Raw genomic sequence first — 20,737 nt, forward strand, 5'->3', positions numbered from 1 at the left:
GGCATTCACTCTCAGGTTCGTGTTTGCGCCTTATATGCAACCCCCCGGCCCGGAAACCAAGGGGAGAAGTGCAGGTTTTGGCAAGCCTAAATGTCGAATGTCGCAAAGACCGGGGCGTGGTCACTGGGTTTTTCCCACCCGCGCGCATCGCGCAACACGCGGCTGGAATGGCCTGCATTCGAGATATCGGGCGTCGCCCAGACGTGATCCAGTCGCCGCCCCTTGTCTGCCGCATCCCAGTCGCGTGCGCGGTAAGACCACCAGCTATAAAGCTGCCCTTCGGGAATATCCTGCCGTGTGATGTCAACCCAACCGCCTGCATCCTGCGTCTCGGCCAGATGCTCAACCTCGATCGGAGTGTGCGAGACAACCTTGAGCAATTGCTTATGCGACCAGACGTCATCTTCGCGCGGGGCGATGTTCAGATCGCCAACAAGGATGGATTTTTCCGGCTTTTCCGCATGGAACCAATCACGCATGTCTGTCAGATAATCTAGTTTCTGACCGAATTTTTCGTTCTTCTCGCGATCCGGCACATCGCCGCCTGCTGGGACATAGAAGTTCTGGATGGTCACACCGTTTTCCAGCCGCCCGGCAATGTGACGCGCATGGCCAAGACCTGCGAAATCCTTGTCGCCCACCTCTTCCATCGGAATACGCGACAGGATGGCGACGCCGTTATAGCCCTTTTGCCCGCGTGCGATCATGTAGGTGTAACCAAGCTTGGCAAACCCTTCCATCGGGATCTTGTCGACAGGTGATTTGCACTCTTGCAAGCATAGAACATCCGGGGCCTCTTCTTCCAGCAATTTCAGCACGATAGGTTCGCGCAGACGGACCGAGTTGATGTTCCAGGTGGCAAGAGTAAAGGGCATCGGGGCCTCCTTTGTCGCATTTAGGCGGAAGGTAGCGTGGCAAAGCGTCGGCGGCTACGGGAAAAGACAGTCGTATCGCGCTATCTACATGGTCAAGAAAGTTCAGTATAGTTTGGCGGAGCGTTAGCGAGGGTTTGAGTGCGTGTTTGACGCGTTATTGAATTGCGTTTCGGCGTCCTGGTCGCCCACAATAGGCGACCCTACCGTCATCGGTTGGGTCACTGTTTTCTTCTATGCGATTGCGGCCTTTTTTTCTGCCCTTGTGGTTCTGCGAAGTCGTGGAAGTTACCGTGGCTTTTGGTTGTTGCTTGCGATATTTTTGTTGTTCCTGACGGTGAACAAACAGCTGGATCTGCAATCTGCGTTCACCGCGATCGGGCGTTGTGCCTCAAAACTGCAGGGGTGGTATGACAATCGCCGTGCGGTGCAAATGACGTTCATATTGGTTTTTCTGACCTTCAGCCTGACGATAACACTTTTGGTGGCTTGGAACATGCGTCGAGACTTAAGGCAGAACGGGCTTGCCTTGTTCGGTTTTGCACTGCTAATGACCTTTGTTGCCATCCGAGCGTCCAGTTTCCACAACTTCGATATCTTCATCAGCACAGAGCTGTTCGGGATTCGCATGAACTGGCTATTCGAACTTTCCGGCATCCTTTTGATTATCTTAAATGCGAGTTTGCTGCTTACTCGCGATCACAATCCCTCTCCCAAAACAAGCGATCGAATTCGATCTGGGAATGATCGACGCCGTCACAAAAGACGCGCCCGATAAATCCTTTAAATATCTAAGGATAACACTATGCACCCACAAAAAAAGGCCGGGCCAAAGGCCCGGCAGTCCAACAGGGAGGTGCATGTCATAACCCGGACATGCGCGGGATGGGAGTAACCTATTTATGCGTCCAGAGTATCACTTTGATCCAAGTCAATCCAGAAAGATCAAGAGACCAGACGATATCCGCCGGATTCTGTGACCAAAAGGCGCGCATTTGACGGGTCAGGCTCAATCTTCTGACGCAAACGGTAGATATGGGTTTCCAGCGTGTGGGTGGTGACACCCGCATTATAACCCCAGACCTCATGCAGCAGAACATCGCGCGCTACAACGCCGTCAGTTGAACGGTAGAGGAACTTGAGGATGTTCGTCTCTTTCTCGGTCAGGCGGATTTTGCGCTCATCTTCGGTCATCAGCATCTTCATGGCCGGTTTGAACGTGTAGGGCCCAAGGACAAACACCGCATCTTCCGACTGTTCGTGCTGGCGCAGCTGTGCACGGATACGAGCCAGAAGAACCGGGAACTTGAAGGGCTTGGTGACATAATCGTTTGCGCCCGCGTCCAGACCCAAAATGGTATCGGCGTCGCTGTCATGGCCTGTCAGCATCAGAACCGGGCTTTTGACCCCTTGCTTGCGCATCAGGCGGCACAGCTCTCGGCCGTCTGTGTCAGGCAGGCCCACATCCAGGATGACCAAGTCATAGATCGCCTCGCGAGCCCGCTCCATCGCCGACCCACCGTCTGACGCTTCGAAGACGTCAAAGTCTTCTGTCATCACAAGTTGCTCGCTAAGCGCTTCGCGCAGGTCTTCGTCGTCATCCACCAGCAGGATTTTCTTGAGCTGAGCCATGTGCGGTCCTCCTAAGCCTTTTCCATCACTTGCGTATGGAAGACGCAATCAGCAAGATTTACTGCAATCGTCTCACGCCCTCGTGTCTGAGGTCGAGGAAATGTTTCACATTTTCCCGCGTTAGGGGTAGGAAAAGGGCCAAACGTTACAGGGTAACAGAAATGAGTCTCATTCCCGACATCTCTGAATTGCTGGCGCGGGCCCGGGCCGATCTGCGGATGGGCGTGCCTGTTGTCCTAACCGATGACAGCGGCGCAAGCGTTCTGGCCCTAGCGTCCGAGACGCTGAGCCCGCAAAGGCTGGCCGATCTGCGGGGGCTGGGTGGCGATCCGGTGGTCGCCATTACCGTGCGGCGGGCCGAGACGCTCAAGGCGCGGGCCTATGACGGCGATCTGGCCCGCATCATCATTCCGGCAGATTCCGATCATGATTGGGTGCAGGCTGTGGCCGACCCTTCGGATGATCTGAACACGCCGATGAAGGGCCCGTTGATGAGCGAACGGCAGGGCAACGCGCATCTGCACCGGATCGCAATTGCGCTGGCGAAATCCGCCCGTCTTTTGCCCGCCGCCGTCGTCGTCCCGGTGCCGGACGGGCGTGGATTTGCGGCCTCCCACGGCCTGACCTGCATTGACCACACCCGCGCCGCGCCGCATTTGGCAGATCGCAGCACCCTGCACGAGGTTGTCGCGGCCCGTTTGCCGATGGAGGTGTCCGAGGCCGGGCGCCTGCATGTCTTTCGACCGGAAGACGGTGGCGAGGAACATTACGCGATTGAGATCGGACGCCCGGACCGCGACAAACCGGTTCTGGCCCGCCTGCATTCAGCTTGTTTCACCGGTGACCTGATGGGCAGCCTGAAATGCGATTGCGGCCCGCAGTTGCGCGGTGCGCTGGCGCAGATGGGCGCCGAAGGTGCAGGTGTCTTGCTGTACCTCAATCAAGAGGGGCGCGGCATTGGGCTGGCCAATAAGATGCGCGCTTATTTCCTTCAGGATCAAGGGTTTGACACGGTCGAGGCCAATCACAGGCTGGGTTTTGAAGATGATGAACGCGACTTTCGGCTGGGCTCGGACATCCTTAAATCCCTGGGTTTCGGCGCGGTTCGGCTGCTGACGAACAACCCTGCCAAGATCGCGATGATGGAGCGTACCGGGATTGCCGTGACAGAACGTGTTCCCTTGAAGGTGGGTGAAACGGAACACAATCGCGGGTATCTGGCCACCAAAGCGGCGAAATCGGGGCACCTTCTTTGACACCCGCTGATCTGGTTCTGACGCCAAAAGGTGTGCGATTTCAGGGACGTATCATGCCCTGCACGATTGGCAAGGGCGGACTGACCAACGACAAACGCGAAAGTGACGGCGCAACGCCCACTGGCGTGCTCAGGATCGTCGCGATGTTTTATCGACCAGATCGGCTGCGCCTACAAAACGGCTGGGCTCAACCGATCGGGCCAAGGGATCTTTGGTCGGACGATGCAAGTGACGTGGCCTATAACCATCTGGTTCAGGCGCCCTATGCCGGAAGTCATGAAAAGATGCGACGCGCAGATCCACTCTATGATCTGGTGATCGTGACAGACTGGAACTGGCCAAATGCGGTGTCTGGTCGAGGGTCTGCTATTTTCGTTCATCAGTGGCGACGCCCGGGTTATCCAACCGAAGGATGCCTCGCCTTTCGCCGCGACCATCTGCATTGGTTGGCCCGGCGCGTCAGGCCGGGAACACGTGTGATCATTCCTGCGGTTTGACCCGTTCGCCAAAAATGGCCGAGCCGACACGCACATGTGTCGCCCCCAACGCGATGGCAGTTTCGAAATCCCCGCTCATGCCCATGGATAAGCCCTGCAGACCGTTACGTGCAGCGATCTTGGCAAGTAGCGCAAAGTGCAATGCGGGCTCTTCGTCCACGGGCGGGATACACATCAGGCCCTGAATGGGCAGTTCAAGACCACGGCATTCGGCGACAAATGCATCCGCGTCAGCCGGCAAGATCCCGGCCTTTTGTTCTTCTTCACCGGTGTTGACCTGAATGAACAGATCGGGGCACGCGCCGATCTCTTGCGCCAGACGCGCAATCGTTTTGGCCAGTTTTGGACGGTCCACCGAATGAATGGCGTTGCACAGTTCCATCGCCTGACGCGCTTTGTTGGTTTGAAGCGGTCCGATCAGATGCAGGTCGACATCTGAATATTGCTCTTTAAACGCAGGCCACTTTCCCGCAGCCTCCTGCACACGGTTTTCGCCGAAACAGCGATGCCCCTGATCCAACACAGCCTGAACCCGCTCATTCGGCTGCACCTTGGATACAGCGATAAGGCGGACCGAGCCTGGTTGCCGCCCCTGCGTGGCTTCGGCTTTTGCGATTCGATCAGTGATTTCCTGCAGCGACATTGGACCCTCATTCACTATTAGAGGCAGAGAAACACCAAGACAGGGGAAAAGGAAAGAGCGCAAAAGAAAAGGGCAGGTCCGAAGACCTGCCCTTGAACCTTGTGGTTCAGATCAACTTAGAAGTTGAACTGAGCACCGAAGTCCGCGCGCAGCGAGCTGTCGCCGTCGCCAACTTTCGAGTTGCCGATACCACCGCGCAGCGATGCACCGCCGCCCAGGTCGTAGATGGCGCCGATACCGTACTGCTGGGTGTCGCCGTCTGCCGAACCGTCACCGTAAGCGGCGGTCAGGGTCAGAGCCGAACCAACGTTGTACGCTGCGGACAGACCGTATGCGGTACCGTTCAGCGAGTCTTCCAGAACGTCATCGTCTGCGACGAACAGAGTACCGGAGAAGTCACCGAATTCTGCGCCCAGGGTGAAGACGGTCAGGCTTTCTTTCTCGTCCGAAACGTCCGAAGCTTTGGTCTGACCATAAGCAATCGCGGCGGTGATGTTGTTGAACGTGTAAGTCGCGCTCAGGTCCCAACGGTCGCCGTCAAACGGGTCGCCGTTCAGAGCGAAAGTACGCTGGTCGTACGATGCGCCAAACGAGAAGTCGCCAACTGCGTACTGGAAGAACACAGCGTTCGAACCCGAACCGGTCGAGGAGTAACCCAGGAAGTCATAGTTGACGCCCGAGTACTGACCGATGAAGTTTTCCAGACCAGGCTCGTTACCGTAGTAGTTTGCCAGGTTGTCGAAGGCACCCGAAACGTTACCTGCGTCAACACGCAGACCGCCGTAGATGACCGAGAAGCGCGCGCCGTTCAGACCAGCAGCGTTCTGCTCGCCGTTGCCGGAGTCTTCGTCAGCCTGCAGACGAACACGAGCGGAGAACTCAACGCCACCGTCTGTTTCGACGACGCCGTCAATGTTCAGACGGAAACGAGAAACCAGGATGGTCTCGTCGGTTTCGACAGTTGCGGTACCGGTGGTGGTTGCGTCGGTGTTTACGGCACCGCTTGCAGTCGTGGTGGTCACACCGGTGTTGAAGTTGGTTACGGTACCGGAACGGTCTTCCTGATAGCCGATACCAAAACGGCCGTAGCCGCTGAAGCGAACGTCGGCTGCTGCAACACTAGCAGTTGCAACCAGCGCGGTCGTTGCGAAGAGAACTTTTTTCATCTTGTTTCCCTCGGTTTCTAATTTCTACTCGACATATGCCTGCTGCACATGTCTCAGCACGCACACCGTGTCGCTCTTTTTGCCCCCATTGCGCAAGCTTGGCATAAACGTCCCGCCTTCATTCGGCCCGAATTGGTGCAAGGATGCCACAGTCCGTTTTGAGACAAGATTGCCGCCCGCCTCGCGCCCGTGAGTAAAGAATAGGCTTGTTGCAACACGGGACCTTGTCTAGGAGTATCACTCGACGAGTTATTACTAGCGATACAGGACCTGCTGACGATGCGCCTGCTGACGATTCTGGGTTTGACCATACTGACCACCGCGGTCGCGGCCTGCCGAGGCGGACCACCCCCGGGGGACGCCAGTGGTCTCACTGTCGACGGCAGCTCCAGCTCCGAGCGGGAGCTGAACGATCCGAATCGTTCGACTATTTGGGATATCTTTGGTCCCAACACCAATGAACAAGTCACGCAGGTGAACAGATACTTGTGGTCGGCGTCGCTGGATGTTCTGAATTTCCTGCCCGTGCAAGAGGTTGATCCCTTTACCGGCGTCATCGTGACCGGATACGGCACCCCTCCGGGCGGTGGACGGTCCTATCGGGCCACGGTTCACATCAGCGATCCTGCACTTGCGGCCCGCTCTCTTTCCGTGGCTTTGCAAACCAGCGGTGGTGCGCCCGTCAGTGCCGCAACCACGCGCGCTGTAGAAGACGCGATCCTGTCGCGCGCCCGTCAGCTACGCATTGCGGACCAAAAGCTCTAGCAACCCGCAGAAATTCGCAATATTACCACGCCGGGCTCTGACCCGGCGTTTTCATTCACGAAGGACCGCATAATGTCGCGCTACTCGGCCACCGAAATCGAAGCTAAATGGCAAGAGGCCTGGGACAAGGCCGGGATCTTCACCGCCAACCACAAGGCGGATAAGCCGAAATACTATGTGCTTGAAATGTTTCCCTACCCCTCGGGCCGTATTCATATGGGGCATGTGCGCAACTATACGATGGGCGACGTGATCGCGCGGCACAAGCTGGCAACCGGTCACAACGTGCTGCATCCGATGGGCTGGGACGCGTTCGGGATGCCCGCTGAAAACGCCGCGATGGCCAGTGGTGGCCATCCCAAGGACTGGACCTACAGCAATATCGCCGACATGCGCGGCCAGATGAAGCCGCTGGGCCTGTCCATCGACTGGTCGCGCGAGTTCGCCACCTGCGACCCCGAATATTACGGCCAGCAGCAGGCTTTGTTTCTGGATATGCTCGACGCCGGGTTGGTCTATCGCAAAAACGCCGTGGTAAACTGGGACCCGGTCGATATGACAGTTCTGGCCAACGAGCAGGTTGAAAACGGGCGCGGCTGGCGCTCGGGCGCGTTGGTGGAACGGCGCGAGTTGACCCAATGGTTCTTCAAAATCTCCGATTATTCCGAAGAACTGCTGGACGCGCTGGACACGCTGGACAACTGGCCCGCCAAGGTGCGGCTGATGCAGGAGAACTGGATCGGCAAGTCGCGCGGGTTGCAGTTTTCCTTTGATCGCACCGATGGTGGCGAACCGATCAGCGTCTATACGACCCGCCCCGATACGCTGCTGGGGGCGTCATTTGTTGGTATTTCGCCCGACCACCCGATTGCCAAAGCGTTGGAGGCTGAAAGCCCTGAAGTTGCTGAATTCGTTGCGGAATGCCGCAAGGGCGGCACAACCGAAGAGGCCATCGAAACGGGCGAAAAGCTGGGCTATGACACGGGTATCCGCGTCAAGCACCCGTTGGACCCCAATTGGGAACTGCCGGTCTGGATCGCCAACTTCATCCTGATGGATTACGGCACCGGTGCGATCTTTGCCTGCCCCGCGCATGACCAGCGTGACCTCGACTTCTGCCGCAAATACGGCCTGCCAGTGGTAGATACGTTCTTTGCGCTGGAGGATGACACCCCGGTCGACAAGATTGCGTTTGTCCCACCCAAGACCGAAAAGGTGCGTTGGGTGAACCATTTCGCGGGCCTGACCGAAGCGACAGGTGACGAGGCGATCAACGCCACGGTCGATTTCGCAGAAAAGGCAGGCTGGGGCGAAGGTGTCACCAAATACCGTCTGCGCGATTGGGGCCTGAGCCGTCAACGTTATTGGGGCTGCCCGATTCCCGTCGTTCATTGCGAAAAATGCGGCACGGTGCCTGAAAAGAAAGAGAATCTGCCGATTCAGCTGCCTTACGACGATGGCAACGGCAAACCGATCGACTTTTCAATCCCCGGCAATCCGCTGGATCGTCACCCGAATTGGCGCGATGCGCCCTGTCCGTCCTGCGGAGACCCGGCCAAGCGGGAAACCGACACGATGGACACTTTCGTCGATTCTTCGTGGTATTTCGCCCGTTTCACAGCACCCCGTGCGGAAACACCCACTGATCTGGCCGAGGCCGAATACTGGATGAATGTCGATCAGTATATCGGCGGCATCGAACATGCGATTCTGCACCTGCTTTATTCGCGCTTCTTCGCGCGGGCAATGAATATCACCGGGCATCTGCCGAAAAAAGCCATCGAGCCTTTTGATGCGCTGTTCACCCAAGGCATGGTGACACACGAGATTTACCAAACCCGCGACGCCAATGGCCGTCCGGTCTATCACCTGCCCGAGGACGTGACCGACGGCAAACTGGCCGACGGCACCGAGGTTGAAATCATCCCTTCGGCCAAGATGTCGAAATCCAAGAAAAACGTGGTCGATCCGGTCAGCATCATCTCAGCCTTTGGCGCGGACACCGCGCGCTGGTTCGTGCTGTCCGATTCGCCACCCGAGCGTGACGTGGAATGGACCGCATCAGGGGCTGAGGCCGCGTTCAAGCATCTTAGCCGGGTGCATCGGATTGCCTCGGAAATCGCCGAGGCGGACATCCCGGCCAATGCCGAAGACGAGGCCCTGCTGCGGGAAATGCATAAGGCGATTCACGATGTTTCCGGTGGGGTCGAATCCTTTGGGTTCAACGCCTCTATCGCCAAGCTTTATGCGTTCACCAACGTGCTGGCCAAATCCAAGGCTGGCACCGACGCCAAGCGTCAGGCCGCCAAAACACTGGCACAGCTGATGTCACCCATGACCCCGCACTTGTCCGAGGAGCTCTGGCAGCTGCTGGGCGGCGAAGGGCTGGTGGCGGTCACGCCTTGGCCCTTGGCCGATGAGGCGATGCTGGTTGACGACACCGTCACCCTGCCAATCCAGATCAACGGTAAGCGCCGCGCGGAAATCAGCGTTCCGAAAGACATGGACAAGGCAGAGGTTGAAAAAATCGCCCTCAGCACCGAAGCTGTGCAAAAGGCGCTGGATGGTGGCGCACCCAAGAAAGTGATCGTTGTACCGGGCCGGATCGTGAATGTCGTCGTTTGATCGCAGAACTCTGTTGTTGATGCCACTGGCCCTTGCGGCCTGTGGGTTTGAGCCGGTTTATGCTCCGGGTGGCAGCGGCGCGGCGCTGAACGGTCAGGTCGCGGTTTCGGCACCCAGCGACGTCGACAGCTTCCTGTTGGTGCAGAATCTTGAGCGGCAGTTGGGGCGCAGCGCCTCGTCCGGGAACACCTACAGGCTGGATGTGTCGGTATCGACCGTGACCCGCGCCGCGTCGATTACCACATCGAACGAAACCAACAGATATACGGTCGACGGCACAGCCTCTTATTCGTTGAAATCCAACGAATCCGGGCAGGTCATGGCATCTGGAAGTGTCACCAATTTTGTCGGCTATTCGGCGGCGGGTTCAACCGTCTCGACCCTTGCGGACGAACGGGATGCGACGCAGCGGCTGATGTCGATCCTGGCAGATCAGATCGTGACGCGCCTATACACCACGCCGGGCCTGTCTGCATGAAGCTGAGCCCGCGCGAGGCAGACGGGTATTTCGCCAAGCCCGACGCCAACAAGACCGGGTTATTGATTTATGGCGCGGATGCGATGCGGGTGGCGCTGAAAAGGCAGCAGGTTCTGGCGGCTTTGCTGGGTCCCGGTGCCGAAGAGGAAATGCGCCTGACCCGTATCCCCGGCTCTGATCTGCGCGGCGATCCCGCGCTGCTGCTGGATGCGGTCAAGGCGGTTGGGTTTTTTCCCGGACCACGCGCGGTTTTTGTCGAAGAGGCAACCGAAACCGCCGCTGCGTCGATCCTGTCTGCGCTTGAAGATTGGGCCGAAGGCGATGCCCAGATCATCGTGACAGCCGGTCAGCTCAAGCCAAGCTCCAAGATACGCAAGGCGTTCGAAGGACACCCAATGGCGTATGCGGTTGGCATTTACGACGACCCGCCCTCGCGCGCCGAGGTTGAACGTGTGCTGACACAGGCCGGGTTGCGCAACATTCCAAGCGAATCGATGTCGGCGTTGACCGATCTGGCGCTATCGCTCAGCCCCGGGGACTTTGCACAAACCGTTGAGAAGCTGACGCTTTACAAGCGCGGCGACAGCGCAGCTCTTTCAGTGGAAGATATCGAGGCCTGCGCCCCGCGCTCGACCGAGGCGGCGCTGGATGACGTCCTGAATGTCGTCGCAGAAGGGCGCGCGGGCGACATTGGCCCGTTGATCCGCCGACTGCAGGCGCAGGGCACCAATGGCGTGACACTTTGCATTGGTGCGACGCGGCATTTTCGAACGCTTTATGCCTGCGCGTCGCATCCTGGCGGGGCGGCGCAAGGCATCGGCAAGTTGCGGCCTCCGGTCTATGGCAAACGCAGGGATCGCATCCTGCGTCAGGCGCAAGGATGGGGTGCCCCCAAACTGCAAACCGCGCTGACCGTGCTGACCGACATTGATCTGTCCCTGCGTTCGGCTGGTCAGACAGCCCCGGCTATGGCTTTGGTCGAACGGGCGATGATCCGTTTGGCGATGCTGGCGCGGTCTCGCTAAGCCAGTTGGCCGCAGCCCGCCCTGCCCAGCGACCGGTCGCCAGACACGCAGTCAACAGATAGCCCCCTGTGGGCGCCTCCCAATCCAGCATTTCACCGGCGCAAAACACACCCGGAATCGCCTTGAGCATCAGATCGTCGGTTAAAGCAGCACGCGGCACGCCGCCCGCGGTCGAGATCGCCTCATCCATGGGTCGCAGGCCGGAATAGGAAACCGGCAAAGCCTTGAGAAGATCTGCTGAACGTTGTGGTTGCCCTTTGGACATTTCGTGGAACAGCGCGATTTTCTGCGGCGGCAGGCGAAGGCTGCTTTTCAACCATTGCGTCAGGGTCGCTTTGGGTCGCTTTGCGCTCCACCGCAGTTTCAGGTCCTCTGGTGACAGATCAGGCAGCAGATCGACATAGAGCGCAGCCCCCGTGCGCAACATAGGTGTCAGCGGGTACAGCCCGCCGCCCTCAAGCCCCTGCGCAGATATCACCGCTTCACCACGGCTGTTCTGTCCGTCAGCAAACCAGCGGACGGATTTCAGCGCAGCGCCGAAATGTGGCTGCATATGCGCGCTCCAATCAACCACAAGCGCCGAGTTGGATGGGGCAAACGGGCTGAGCGCCACGCCCCTTGTGGTCAGGTAATCCGCCCATTTGCCATCAGACCCAAGCCGGGACCAGCTGGCCCCTCCAAGCGCCATCACTGTGACAGCCGGTGTGATCTTCTGTGCTCCGTCGGGCGTGTCAAAGATCAACGCGTCACGATCCCACCCGGCCCAGCGCCAGCGTGTTCGAATCTGGACGCCTGTGCCTTCCAACCGACCCAGCCAGGCGCGCAGAAGGGGTGAGGCTTTCATGGACTTCGGAAACACCCTGCCGGTTGATCCGGTGAACACCTCTTGCCCAAGCCCTTGGGCCCAGCCCTGCACATCCTGCACATCAAACTGCGCCAGCATCGGGCGCAGCCAATCCGATGCTTCGGCATAGGCGGTCACAAATTCATCGAACGGCTCATCTTTGGTCAGGTTCAGACCGGATTTCCCCGCCATCAGCAGCTTACGCGCGACGGATGGTTTGGCCTCGGCCACTAGAACGTCATGGCCTGCCGATGCAAGCTGCTCGGCCGCCATCAACCCAGCTGGGCCTGCCCCGATCACCACTGCCTGCGCCATTTTTGCCCTCTTGCCTTGCGCGCCCATCAACGCGACCCTGCGATGATGACCGAAGATGATCCGATCTGCCCGCTCTGCGACCGCCCGATCCCGGACGGGGGCGGCAGCTTGCACCATCTGATCCCAAAACTCAAAGGAGGCAAGGGCGGACCCACAGTCCTGCTGCATCAGATCTGCCATAAGGAAGTGCACGCAACCCTGTCCGAGGCCGAACTGGCACGCGCCTTTCACACGGTTGAGGCCCTGCGCGCGCATCCCCGGCTGGCGAAATTTCTAAACTGGGTCCGCAAACGCCCGCCCGGGTTCCGCTCAAAGGTTCCCGGCAAAAGGCGGGGCCGCTGATGGGTTCGGAAGAACCGGACCACCAAACGCGTCCGTCAGCGGTTCGGTCAACCCGTCGATCACGATGCCCTGATAGTCCGGTACTGGCGCAAATTGCGCGTCGGCAATGTGCTGAAATTCAAGCGTTGTATAGGGCCGTTTCCACAACCATTCGCGGTTTTCGACAGCCCACAGGTCCGATACCGGCGGTTGTTCGTCGGTGAATGCATAGAAATGCAGATCAAAGCCATATTCAGCCACGTCCTGCATCGACAGCAACCGCATTCCGATATCCCGGCAAAACCTGTCTTCGGCCGCGATATCGCCCGTGCGCAGGGTGATCTGCCCGATCCGCGCATCCGAGAACGGTGCGCCCGAGCCATAGCCACCAGGGCGATTGCCTTCAAAATCATGTTGCAGCAGCTCGATCACAAAACCTTCGGGGTCGCTCAGATGGCACATATAGCCGATGTCCAGAAACTGACGCGGCGTGCTGACGTCGATACCAAGCTGGCGCAGATGCGCGGCGGCCTGATCGACATCAGGCAGAGTGATGCCGATCTTCCAATACCGATGCCCGCGATCATGGGTATACCCGCCGCCTTGTGGCATCAGCAACAGGTCAGCATCCTGCCCCGGATAGCCGACGCGCATGACCTGACCCTCAGCGTGAACAAACATGCCCAGCGCATCGCGATAAAATGCGGCCAAGGCATCCGGGTTCGCAACCCGCAACTGAACTGCGGCAAGTCTCATCGACATAGCTTTGATATTCCCAGGGCAATTTCAGGGTCGGCGGCAAGACTATCTGCGACCAGATCTCGGGCCGTTTGCATCAAATCGGCAGGGTCGACGATTCTGTCGAACAGACCAAACTCATACGCCTCGCTCGCCGTGATCTTTTGGCCCGCCATCATGATCAGCCTGGTCCGCGCTGGCCCGATCAGCGCCGCCATGCGTTTTGGATCGGAGGGCTGTGGCAGAAATCCCAGTTTCATGACCGGATAAAAAACTTTTGCCGCAGGCACAGCGATGCGCAGATCGCAGGCCAGCACCATCCCGTTGGCACCCCCGGCGAGCGTACCGTTCAACGCCGCCACCGTCAGGCAGGGCAATGCCGCAATAGCGCCTGACAGTCTTTCCCACAGGTCCGAGGTTGCCAGACCGGCACGCGCCTCATCAAGGTCCGCACCTGCGCTGAACACACGACCGGCCCCCGTCAGAATCAGGGCGCGCGCCTCGCTTGCCGCCTCGGCGATGTCGACGAGATCCAGCAACATCTGACCCGTCAGTGCGTTGGCTTTTTGCGGGTTGTTCAGGGTGACAACCCACAGCCCGTCTTCTTTGACCAGATCAATCAAATCAGTCCGACCCTTTGGCGTATCTCTTCACTGCGCAACGAGATTTCGGTGCCCAGAAACTCATCCGCATCGGCCGAGCACATCCAAAGCAGTGCCCGCGCGGGCCAATCGGCGGGGATATGCACGTCCCAATCCAACTGGCTGACCGGGTTGATGCCGCTGGCCTTGATCGACCGCTGCATATCCGTGGCCACCGTTCCGGGCGACAGACCCATGGCGCGGATGCCGTGTTGCGCCTCTTCCAGATGCAGACAATCGGTCAGCATCTTTGCGCCAGCTTTGGACGCGCAGTAATGAGACCAGGCCTCAACCGGGTTCGACGCCGCCCCGGACGAGACGGTTATGATGGTGCCGCCACCTGTGGCCCGCATGATCGGCAAAGCGGCGCGCATCCCGTAAAAGACACCTTTGAGGTTGATATCGATCGCCTTGCTCCAGGCTTCGGTATCCGCGTTAGTCAGATGAAAGATGGGATCAATGACCCCGGCATTGCCGATCAGCGCATCCAACCCGCCAAACCGGTCTACGCAATCCGCAACAGCCTGTTCGACCTGGGCAAAATCGCTGACATCACAGCTAAGGGCAATGGTGTTTTCTCCCAAGGCCGCAGCCAGGGCATCGATCTGATCATGGCTGCGAGCGACCAACGCCACATTGGCGCCGGCTGCGGCAAAAACGCGCCCTGCTTCGGCCCCGATGCCGCGGCTGGCGCCGGTTATCAGTACTGTTTTTCCCTGCATATCCATATTTGAAACCTCTTGGTTTGAAATTGTGTGAATTCGTACCTCGCAAACGGGGAATTGGTCCACCCCTTGCCCCTTGACGATATGCGCCGCAACCACGACGATGCCGGCAAATTTATCGAGAAGGGTTCTCATATGTCTGTATTTTATCGCCACTCCTTCGGTGCGGTCGTTGCCTATACCGTGGCCACCCAGGGCGCTTTTGCCGATCTGACCGCTGATGAAGTCTGGGCCGATTGGCAAGCCTATCTGGGCGGTATGGGGTATACCGTCTCTGGTGAGACATCCGTGTCCGGCGACGTGACGACCATCACCGACATCACCATGGCGCTGGCCCTGCCCGAAGCCGAAGGGCAGATGAGCATGGTCATGCCCGAAATGACCCTGACCGAAAACGGCGACGGCACTGTCGGCATCGGTTTTCCCGACAGCTTCCCGATCTCGATCACGGGCAGTGCCGAAGGGGATGAAGAGGCGTTTTCAGCCAAACTGCTGTATGAAAACGACGGCCTGGACATGGTTGTTTCGGGATCGCCTGAGGAAATGACCTATGACTACTCGGCAAACAGCATCAAGGTCTCGGTCGATTCCATCGAAGTCGATGGCGAGGTGATGCCGTCTGACATGTTCGCATTTGTGGTGACCCTGGCTGATACGACCGGGACTTCGCTGATGAAAATCGGCGAGAACCGCGACATTCAACAAAGCTTCAGCGCGTCCAGCCTGGACTACAACCTCGCGTTTCAGGATCCTGAAAGCGGCGAAGACGCACTGGTCAAAGGTGCGCTGCAAGGGCTGGACTTTGAAGGCGACACGGTTATCCCCGCCAATTTCGACGTCATGGATGTTGAAAACCTCTATGGCTCGGGCTTTGCTGCCTCGGGCACATTCAGCTATGGCTCGGGCAACACCGAAGTGTCTGGAAATTCCGAAGGCCAGCCCTTCTCGATGTCGAGCTCATCGGAAGGCGGGCGTTTTCAGGGTGGCATCGATGCCGAGCGCATCGTGTATGATCTTGAGCAGAACAGCACTCAGCTTGCGGTCACAACCGCAGACCTGCCCTTCCCGATCGAAATGGCGATGGCCAAAGCCGGTCTGAAACTTGAAATGCCCGTGCAGGCCTCGGAAGAGGTTCAGCCCTTTGGGTTCGGGATCAACCTGACCGATTTCACCATGTCCGACGTGTTGTGGAGCATGTTTGACCCGGCCGCCCAATTGCCGCGTGACCCCGCGACCATCGCATTGGACACCACCGGCACCGCCAAGGTTCTGGTGAACTTCATGGACCCCGACGTGGCCGAAACGCTGGAAACGGGTGACGTCACACCGGGTGAGCTGCATTCGTTGAAAATCAACGAACTGCTTGTCTCGCTGGTGGGGGCGGAATTGTCAGGCGAAGGGGACTTCACCTTTGACAATGAAAAGCCCGACGCGCTGACCGGAATGCCGACGCCTTCCGGTATTGCCAACCTGAAGCTGGTGGGGGCAAATGCATTGATCGACAAGCTGATCGGCATGGGTTTTGTCTCAGAGAACGACGCCATGGGTGCACGGATGATGATGGGCCTGATGGCCGTCCCCGGGGAAGAGCCTGACACGCTGACTTCGAAAATCGAATTCACCGAAGATGGTCAGATTCTGGCGAACGGCCAGCGCATCAAGTAAACGCTTTGGGAAAGACCGATTGGTCGGTCTTTCCCCTTTGCCCGACGCCGGGCAAACCATCCGTATTCCCACGACTTTTACCGCACGGGTCTTGCGGGTCGGACGGTCCGGGGCTAGGTCCAGAGAAGTCAGGACCGGAGGCCACATGAGCAAGTCACCCGAAGAGATCAGTCATCAACTGCTGGACGCCGCACGCAAAGCGGGGGCCGAGGCGGCGGATGCTATTGTCATCGATGGCTCGTCTGTGTCGGTCGAGGTGCGTCAGGGCAAGCTGGAACATGCAGAACGCTCCGAAGGCACCGATCTGGGCTTGCGCGTCTTTCTGGGGCGCAAGCAGGCCATCGTATCCAGCTCGGACAGTCGGCCCGAGACCTTGACCGCAATGGCCGAACGCGCCGTTGCGATGGCCGCCGAGGCACCCGAAGACCCTTATTCCGGCCTTGCCGACCCGGATCAGCTGGTTCGGGATTGGGACATTAACGCGCTGGAGCTGTTTGATCCGACACCGGAACCCAGCGCACAAGCCCTGATGCAAGACGCGCAGGCCGCCGAGGCCGCCGCCATGGCCATCGCGGGCGTTTCGCAGGTGTCGGATGCCGCCGCCGGCTATGGCACACATCGGGTGCATCTGGCGGCGACCAACGGATTTTCCGGCGGCTATGCGCGCACAAGCCGGTCCACCTCCTGCGTGGCGATCTCCGGCGAGGGCACGGGGATGGAGCGGGATTATGACGGCGACAGCCGCAGCTTTCAGTCCGACCTGCGCAGCCCCGAACAAATTGGCCACACCGCCGGAACGCGCGCCGTCGAATTGGTTGGAGCTCGCAAACCCGCCACAGGGACCTTCCCGGTTCTGTTCGACGAACGCATCTCATCCTCGCTGATCGGGCATCTGCTTGGGGCCAGCAATGGCGCTGCCATTGCCCGTGGTGCATCCTGGCTGCAGGGGTGTCTGGGTGAACAGGTTCTGCCTGCACATCTTTCACTGGTCGAAGACCCCCACCGCGCGCGCATTGCCGGTTCACGCCCCTTTGACGCCGAGGGCCTGCCAACGCAAAACCGCGCCATCGTGCAGGATGGTGTTTTGACCGGCTGGACCCTGGATTTATCGAGCGCGCGAAAACTAGGGATGGCCCCCACCGGCAACGCGGCGCGCGGCGTGTCCGGCCCTCCATCGCCCTCGAACTGGAACCTCAGCTTGACGCAGGGCGACCGCAGCCGCGAAGACCTGATCCGTGACATGGGGACCGGTCTGCTGGTCACGTCGATGATCGGCTCGACCATCAATCCCAACACCGGCGATTATTCGCGCGGGGCCTCTGGCTCTTGGGTCGAAAACGGCGAAATCAGCCATCCGGTGAATGAATGTACGATTGCCGGGAACCTGCGCGACATGCTGATGCGCATCATTCCTGCCAATGACGCAAGAACCTATTTGTCACGTGTGGTACCATCGATCCTGATCGAAGGGATGACACTTGCCGGCAACTGACCTGCCATTGCTGATTGAGGCCGCGCGCGAGGCGGGGCAGATCGCCATGCGGTATTCCGGCCCCGAGGCGCAACGCTGGGACAAACCCGACGGCGCGGGCCCGGTGACCGAGGCAGACCTGGCCGTCAACACAATGCTCGAACGCGATCTTCTTGCAGCACGGCCTGGTTACGGCTGGCTCAGCGAAGAAACCGAGGACACAGAAGACCGGTTGCAGCTGGAAAACGTGTTCGTCATCGACCCGATCGACGGAACGCGCAGTTTCGCGGAAGGGTCCCGCACATGGGCGCATTCTCTGGCAATTGCCCGCAACGGTCGGGTTGAAGCTGCGGTGATTTACCTGCCGATGCGCGATCTGCTTTATGCGGCGGCGGCCGGACAAGGCGCGACGCTCAACGGTGAACCCATACAGGTGTCGCCGCAGGCCCAGTCGGACGAGGCCGAGGTTCTGGCCGCAAAGCCAAATCTTGCGCCACGCCACTGGCGCGCGGGCGAACCACCTGCATTCAAGCGCGCCTATCGGCCTTCGCTGGCCTATCGCATGGCCCTGGTCGCGCAGGGGCGGTTTGACGGGATGCTGACTTTGCGTCCAAGCTGGGAATGGGACATCGCCGCGGGCGATCTGATCCTGCGCGAGGCGCAAGGAAGGTGCACCGACCGGCAGGGGCAACAATTGCTGTTCAACAACCCGCAGCCAAAACTGAACGGCGTCATCGCCGCAAATCCTGCCCTGCACCAAAGCCTGCAGGACCGATTGGACCCGGATCAGGCCTGGATGCCCGCATGAGCAAGCCGCGATCTCTGAGCCTTGCCGCCTATAGGGTACTGTCGTGGGGCATGACGCAAAACCTTGAGGCCGCACAGCCCCGCCCAGACGGAGAGGTTTTGTGGATCCACATCGCCTCTGCCGACAGGTTGCAGGTTATCAATGATTTCTGCCGCAGGCTGATGAATGCGCGCCCCGGCCTATCCCTGTTGATGACCGTCGCACCGGACGAGAACATAAGCACCTGGGACGAAAGCATCGCCCCCCTGATCAACCTGCCAACCGAGCAAGCCGGCGCCGCGCGCGGGTTTCTGGATCACTGGGAGCCGGATATGGGCATCTGGGTCGGCGGCGGGCTGATGCCCAACATCATCACCCGGGCACAGGAACGTAACATCCCGCTGGTTCTGTTCGAGGCCCAGGTGGATGTGCAGATCGCCCGGGGCGGGCGCTGGCTGCCGGATATCACGCGGCACACATTGGACAGTTTTGATACAATTCTCACACCAACCGAAAACACCGCTCGCCAGATCCGCAAATTGGGTATTTCTCCCAAGAAAGTCTCTGTTTCGCTGCCTCTCAGGATCAGCCCGACACCAGCCCCCTGGCCAGAAGATGAGCTGATCGAAACCAACCACGCCTTGGGTGGGCGCCCGGTCTGGTTGGCGGCCTATGTGCAGGACAAGGAATTCATATCGGTCCTCAGCGCGCATCGTCAGGCCATGCGGATCATGCCGCGATTGGCCGTGATCCTGCACGTTGCAGACAGCGCCGAGGCCAAACCGCTGGCCCGAAGGCTCTCGGCCATGGATCTGCGCTGTGTGCATTGGGATGACGATCAGCCGATCGAGGATACGACTCAGGTCGTTCTGACCGCCGACCCGGAAAGCCTTGGGCTTTGGCACAGGGTGTCGCCGGTGTCTTTCATGGGCAGCTCGCTGGAACGTGGCAATGACGGGCGCGATCCCATGATCTCAACCGCATTGGGTTCGGCCGTGATCCACGGGCCGCATACCCACAAGTATCAGGACGCATATGACCGACTGGATCGGGCCGGGGCCGCTCTGGGGGTGAAATCGGCGACCGAACTGGGTGACGGAGTTGTTGCGCTGCTGGCACCGGACCGGTCTGCGGATATGGCCCTGGCAGGGTGGCAAATCGTGTCCGAGGGCGCGCCTCAGGCCGATCAATTGACGGAAATGGTTCACAGCACGCTTGATCACAGGAAGGCCGGAAATGCGCCCGCCTGAATTCTGGAATACCCCGCCCGACAAACCGGGGCTGCGCGCACGGCTTTTGTCCCTGTTGGGGTACTTTTATGCGTCCGCAACCGCGCGCAGAGTGGCATCCGGGCCCGGGCTGTCGCCGGGCATACCCGTGATTTGTGTAGGCAACCTGAACGCCGGCGGAACTGGGAAAACGCCGACAGTTATCTGGCTGCTCGAAATTTTGCGCGACAAATGGCACGTTCCGCATGTCGTGACCCGCGGGCATGGCGGGTCATTGGAGGGCCCGGTGCGGGTTGACCCTGCGAAACACACGGCAGCTCAGGTCGGGGACGAGCCCCTATTGCTGGCCGCCTTTGCCGAGGTCTGGGTTGCCAAGGATCGGGCCTTGGGCGCCAAAGAAGCCGCGGAAAACGGCGCCACGGTCATCGTGCTGGATGACGGATTCCAGAACCCGTCGGTGACCAAAGACATGTCGATCATTGTCGTCGATGCCGAACGCGGTTTTGGCAATGGGCTGTGCATCCCAGCGGGCCCTTTGCGCGAGCCGGTTGAAGCCGGGCTGAAACGTGCGGACCTTGTACTGTCGCTTGGGGCACCCGCCGCGCAGGAGCGTTTTGCCAAGACCTGGGGCAAAAAACTGAACGTCCCACACGCGACCGGCTCAGTTGCACCTTTGCAAACTGGGATGGACTGGTCCGGTTCAAACGTTCTGGCCTTTGCCGGGATCGGGCATCCGAAAAAGTTCTTTGACACCCTGCGCCAGCAAGGGGCCAACATCCTGCGCGCAGAGGCGCTGGATGACCACCAGCTTTTGACCTCTGCGCTGTTGGCACGTCTTGAAAATGAGGCCCGCAGCCTGGGCGCACAGATGGTCACAACCGAGAAAGACGCCGTGCGTCTGCCGCTGGCCTTTCGCAACAAGGTGCTGACACTGCCGGTTCGGCTTCAGGTAACCGAGACCGAAATGGTCAAGGACATGGTGCTCAAAGCAGCGCCGCCGCCCTAAGCGAATTGGGCCCGGCCACAATTGGCCGCGCCCGAA

At 59.4% G+C, this 20,737-nt stretch carries 21 protein-coding genes; 13 read left to right on the forward strand and 8 right to left on the reverse strand.

Features of this window, described 5'->3' with window-relative positions; all coding sequences use genetic code 11:
- Window positions 1-86: 86 nt before the first annotated feature.
- Complete coding sequence (locus ACR0AG_RS18150; protein WP_480841519.1) at window positions 87-875, reverse strand: exodeoxyribonuclease III; 789 nt, start codon at window positions 873-875, stop codon at window positions 87-89.
- A gap of 142 nt (window positions 876-1,017) precedes the next feature.
- On the opposite strand from ACR0AG_RS18150, the gene ACR0AG_RS18155 reads away from it, so the two are divergent.
- Complete coding sequence (locus tag ACR0AG_RS18155; protein WP_480841521.1) at window positions 1,018-1,650, forward strand: isopropylmalate isomerase; 633 nt, start codon at window positions 1,018-1,020, stop codon at window positions 1,648-1,650.
- Between the two features lie 167 nt (window positions 1,651-1,817).
- Here ACR0AG_RS18155 and ACR0AG_RS18160 read toward each other — a convergent pair whose 3' ends face one another.
- Window positions 1,818-2,504 carry a response regulator transcription factor gene (locus ACR0AG_RS18160; RefSeq protein WP_480841523.1) on the reverse strand — a complete coding sequence of 229 codons (687 nt, stop codon included), beginning with the start codon at window positions 2,502-2,504 and terminating at the stop codon, window positions 1,818-1,820.
- Between the two features lie 161 nt (window positions 2,505-2,665).
- On the opposite strand from ACR0AG_RS18160, the gene ribA reads away from it, so the two are divergent.
- Window positions 2,666-3,760 carry a GTP cyclohydrolase II gene (gene ribA / locus ACR0AG_RS18165; protein ID WP_480841525.1) on the forward strand — a complete coding sequence of 365 codons (1,095 nt, stop codon included), beginning with the start codon at window positions 2,666-2,668 and terminating at the stop codon, window positions 3,758-3,760.
- Window positions 3,757-4,257 (forward strand): L,D-transpeptidase family protein, encoded by a 501-nt coding sequence (locus ACR0AG_RS18170; RefSeq protein ID WP_480841527.1) that lies wholly within the window; start codon window positions 3,757-3,759, stop codon window positions 4,255-4,257. Before ribA ends, ACR0AG_RS18170 begins: the two co-directional genes overlap by 4 nt.
- Here the strand turns inward: ACR0AG_RS18170 and ACR0AG_RS18175 are convergent.
- The gene (locus ACR0AG_RS18175; protein WP_480841530.1) at window positions 4,241-4,900 is read right to left on the reverse strand and encodes a YggS family pyridoxal phosphate-dependent enzyme; all 660 of its coding nucleotides are present in this window, start codon (window positions 4,898-4,900) and stop codon (window positions 4,241-4,243) included. The two genes, ACR0AG_RS18170 and ACR0AG_RS18175, sit on opposite strands and share 17 nt — an antisense overlap.
- 116 nt (window positions 4,901-5,016) lie before the next feature.
- A complete protein-coding gene (locus ACR0AG_RS18180; RefSeq protein WP_480841532.1) occupies window positions 5,017-6,066 on the reverse strand; it encodes a porin in 1,050 nt (349 codons plus the stop codon).
- Window positions 6,067-6,345: 279 nt separating this feature from the next.
- On the opposite strand from ACR0AG_RS18180, the gene ACR0AG_RS18185 reads away from it, so the two are divergent.
- From ACR0AG_RS18185 to holA, 4 genes are all read left to right on the forward strand, one after another.
- Entirely contained in the window at window positions 6,346-6,831 is a 486-nt protein-coding gene (locus ACR0AG_RS18185; RefSeq protein ID WP_480841534.1) for a DUF3576 domain-containing protein, read from the forward strand.
- 72 nt (window positions 6,832-6,903) lie between these two features.
- Window positions 6,904-9,456: a leucine--tRNA ligase gene (gene leuS / locus ACR0AG_RS18190; RefSeq protein ID WP_480841536.1), complete on the forward strand. Its 2,553-nt coding sequence runs from the start codon at window positions 6,904-6,906 to the stop codon at window positions 9,454-9,456.
- A complete protein-coding gene (gene lptE / locus ACR0AG_RS18195) occupies window positions 9,443-9,934 on the forward strand; it encodes an LPS assembly lipoprotein LptE (protein WP_480841538.1) in 492 nt (163 codons plus the stop codon). Before leuS ends, lptE begins: the two co-directional genes overlap by 14 nt.
- Window positions 9,931-10,959 carry a DNA polymerase III subunit delta gene (holA, locus tag ACR0AG_RS18200; protein WP_480841540.1) on the forward strand — a complete coding sequence of 343 codons (1,029 nt, stop codon included), beginning with the start codon at window positions 9,931-9,933 and terminating at the stop codon, window positions 10,957-10,959. Before lptE ends, holA begins: the two co-directional genes overlap by 4 nt.
- On the opposite strand, the gene ACR0AG_RS18205 is transcribed toward holA, so the two are convergent.
- The gene (locus ACR0AG_RS18205; protein WP_480841542.1) at window positions 10,901-12,118 is read right to left on the reverse strand and encodes a TIGR03862 family flavoprotein; all 1,218 of its coding nucleotides are present in this window, start codon (window positions 12,116-12,118) and stop codon (window positions 10,901-10,903) included. The two genes, holA and ACR0AG_RS18205, sit on opposite strands and share 59 nt — an antisense overlap.
- Before the next feature lie 45 nt (window positions 12,119-12,163).
- Between ACR0AG_RS18205 and ACR0AG_RS18210 the strand changes: the two genes are divergently transcribed.
- The gene (locus ACR0AG_RS18210) at window positions 12,164-12,460 is read left to right on the forward strand and encodes an HNH endonuclease (RefSeq protein ID WP_480841544.1); all 297 of its coding nucleotides are present in this window, start codon (window positions 12,164-12,166) and stop codon (window positions 12,458-12,460) included.
- On the opposite strand, the gene ACR0AG_RS18215 is transcribed toward ACR0AG_RS18210, so the two are convergent.
- Genes ACR0AG_RS18215 through ACR0AG_RS18225 form a run of 3 tightly spaced genes read right to left on the reverse strand, consistent with a single transcriptional unit; the run spans window position 12,428 to window position 14,546 of the window.
- Window positions 12,428-13,195, reverse strand: coding sequence for a VOC family protein (locus ACR0AG_RS18215; RefSeq protein ID WP_480841546.1), 768 nt, complete (start codon window positions 13,193-13,195; stop codon window positions 12,428-12,430). The genes ACR0AG_RS18210 and ACR0AG_RS18215 overlap by 33 nt on opposite strands.
- Window positions 13,192-13,800, reverse strand: coding sequence for an enoyl-CoA hydratase/isomerase family protein (locus ACR0AG_RS18220; RefSeq protein ID WP_480841548.1), 609 nt, complete (start codon window positions 13,798-13,800; stop codon window positions 13,192-13,194). The genes ACR0AG_RS18215 and ACR0AG_RS18220 overlap by 4 nt, the downstream gene beginning before the upstream one ends.
- Entirely contained in the window at window positions 13,797-14,546 is a 750-nt protein-coding gene (locus ACR0AG_RS18225; protein WP_480841550.1) for an SDR family oxidoreductase, read from the reverse strand. Before ACR0AG_RS18225 ends, ACR0AG_RS18220 begins: the two co-directional genes overlap by 4 nt.
- 132 nt (window positions 14,547-14,678) lie before the next feature.
- Between ACR0AG_RS18225 and ACR0AG_RS18230 the strand changes: the two genes are divergently transcribed.
- The 5 genes from ACR0AG_RS18230 (at window position 14,679) to lpxK (ending at window position 20,701) form a co-directional block, all read left to right on the forward strand.
- Window positions 14,679-16,208 (forward strand): DUF2125 domain-containing protein, encoded by a 1,530-nt coding sequence (locus ACR0AG_RS18230; RefSeq protein ID WP_480841552.1) that lies wholly within the window; start codon window positions 14,679-14,681, stop codon window positions 16,206-16,208.
- Window positions 16,209-16,353: 145 nt separating this feature from the next.
- Window positions 16,354-17,700 carry a TldD/PmbA family protein gene (locus tag ACR0AG_RS18235; protein ID WP_480841554.1) on the forward strand — a complete coding sequence of 449 codons (1,347 nt, stop codon included), beginning with the start codon at window positions 16,354-16,356 and terminating at the stop codon, window positions 17,698-17,700.
- Entirely contained in the window at window positions 17,687-18,487 is an 801-nt protein-coding gene (locus ACR0AG_RS18240) for an inositol monophosphatase family protein (protein WP_480841556.1), read from the forward strand. Before ACR0AG_RS18235 ends, ACR0AG_RS18240 begins: the two co-directional genes overlap by 14 nt.
- A complete protein-coding gene (locus ACR0AG_RS18245; RefSeq protein WP_480841558.1) occupies window positions 18,484-19,716 on the forward strand; it encodes a 3-deoxy-D-manno-octulosonic acid transferase in 1,233 nt (410 codons plus the stop codon). The genes ACR0AG_RS18240 and ACR0AG_RS18245 overlap by 4 nt, the downstream gene beginning before the upstream one ends.
- Complete coding sequence (gene lpxK / locus ACR0AG_RS18250; protein ID WP_480841560.1) at window positions 19,703-20,701, forward strand: tetraacyldisaccharide 4'-kinase; 999 nt, start codon at window positions 19,703-19,705, stop codon at window positions 20,699-20,701. Before ACR0AG_RS18245 ends, lpxK begins: the two co-directional genes overlap by 14 nt.
- Window positions 20,702-20,737 lie beyond the last annotated feature (36 nt).

This window comes from Ruegeria sp. H6 (assembly GCF_056532975.1).

Bases quoted from the DNA above. Each gene is read 5' to 3' on its own strand.
- ACR0AG_RS18180 (WP_480841532.1), bottom strand. From the start codon at position 6,066: ATGAAAAAAGTTCTCTTCGCAACGACCGCGCTGGTTGCAACTGCTAGT.
- ACR0AG_RS18160 (WP_480841523.1), bottom strand. From the start codon at position 2,504: ATGGCTCAGCTCAAGAAAATCCTGCTGGTGGATGACGACGAAGACCTG.
- lpxK (WP_480841560.1), top strand. From the start codon at position 19,703: ATGCGCCCGCCTGAATTCTGGAATACCCCGCCCGACAAACCGGGGCTG.
- ACR0AG_RS18205 (WP_480841542.1), bottom strand. From the start codon at position 12,118: ATGGCGCAGGCAGTGGTGATCGGGGCAGGCCCAGCTGGGTTGATGGCG.
- ACR0AG_RS18245 (WP_480841558.1), top strand. From the start codon at position 18,484: ATGAGCAAGCCGCGATCTCTGAGCCTTGCCGCCTATAGGGTACTGTCG.
- ACR0AG_RS18225 (WP_480841550.1), bottom strand. From the start codon at position 14,546: ATGGATATGCAGGGAAAAACAGTACTGATAACCGGCGCCAGCCGCGGC.
- lptE (WP_480841538.1), top strand. From the start codon at position 9,443: ATGTCGTCGTTTGATCGCAGAACTCTGTTGTTGATGCCACTGGCCCTT.
- leuS (WP_480841536.1), top strand. From the start codon at position 6,904: ATGTCGCGCTACTCGGCCACCGAAATCGAAGCTAAATGGCAAGAGGCC.
- ACR0AG_RS18175 (WP_480841530.1), bottom strand. From the start codon at position 4,900: ATGTCGCTGCAGGAAATCACTGATCGAATCGCAAAAGCCGAAGCCACG.
- holA (WP_480841540.1), top strand. From the start codon at position 9,931: ATGAAGCTGAGCCCGCGCGAGGCAGACGGGTATTTCGCCAAGCCCGAC.
- ACR0AG_RS18215 (WP_480841546.1), bottom strand. From the start codon at position 13,195: ATGAGACTTGCCGCAGTTCAGTTGCGGGTTGCGAACCCGGATGCCTTG.
- ACR0AG_RS18235 (WP_480841554.1), top strand. From the start codon at position 16,354: ATGAGCAAGTCACCCGAAGAGATCAGTCATCAACTGCTGGACGCCGCA.
- ACR0AG_RS18230 (WP_480841552.1), top strand. From the start codon at position 14,679: ATGTCTGTATTTTATCGCCACTCCTTCGGTGCGGTCGTTGCCTATACC.
- ACR0AG_RS18210 (WP_480841544.1), top strand. From the start codon at position 12,164: ATGACCGAAGATGATCCGATCTGCCCGCTCTGCGACCGCCCGATCCCG.
- ACR0AG_RS18185 (WP_480841534.1), top strand. From the start codon at position 6,346: ATGCGCCTGCTGACGATTCTGGGTTTGACCATACTGACCACCGCGGTC.
- ribA (WP_480841525.1), top strand. From the start codon at position 2,666: ATGAGTCTCATTCCCGACATCTCTGAATTGCTGGCGCGGGCCCGGGCC.
- ACR0AG_RS18150 (WP_480841519.1), bottom strand. From the start codon at position 875: ATGCCCTTTACTCTTGCCACCTGGAACATCAACTCGGTCCGTCTGCGC.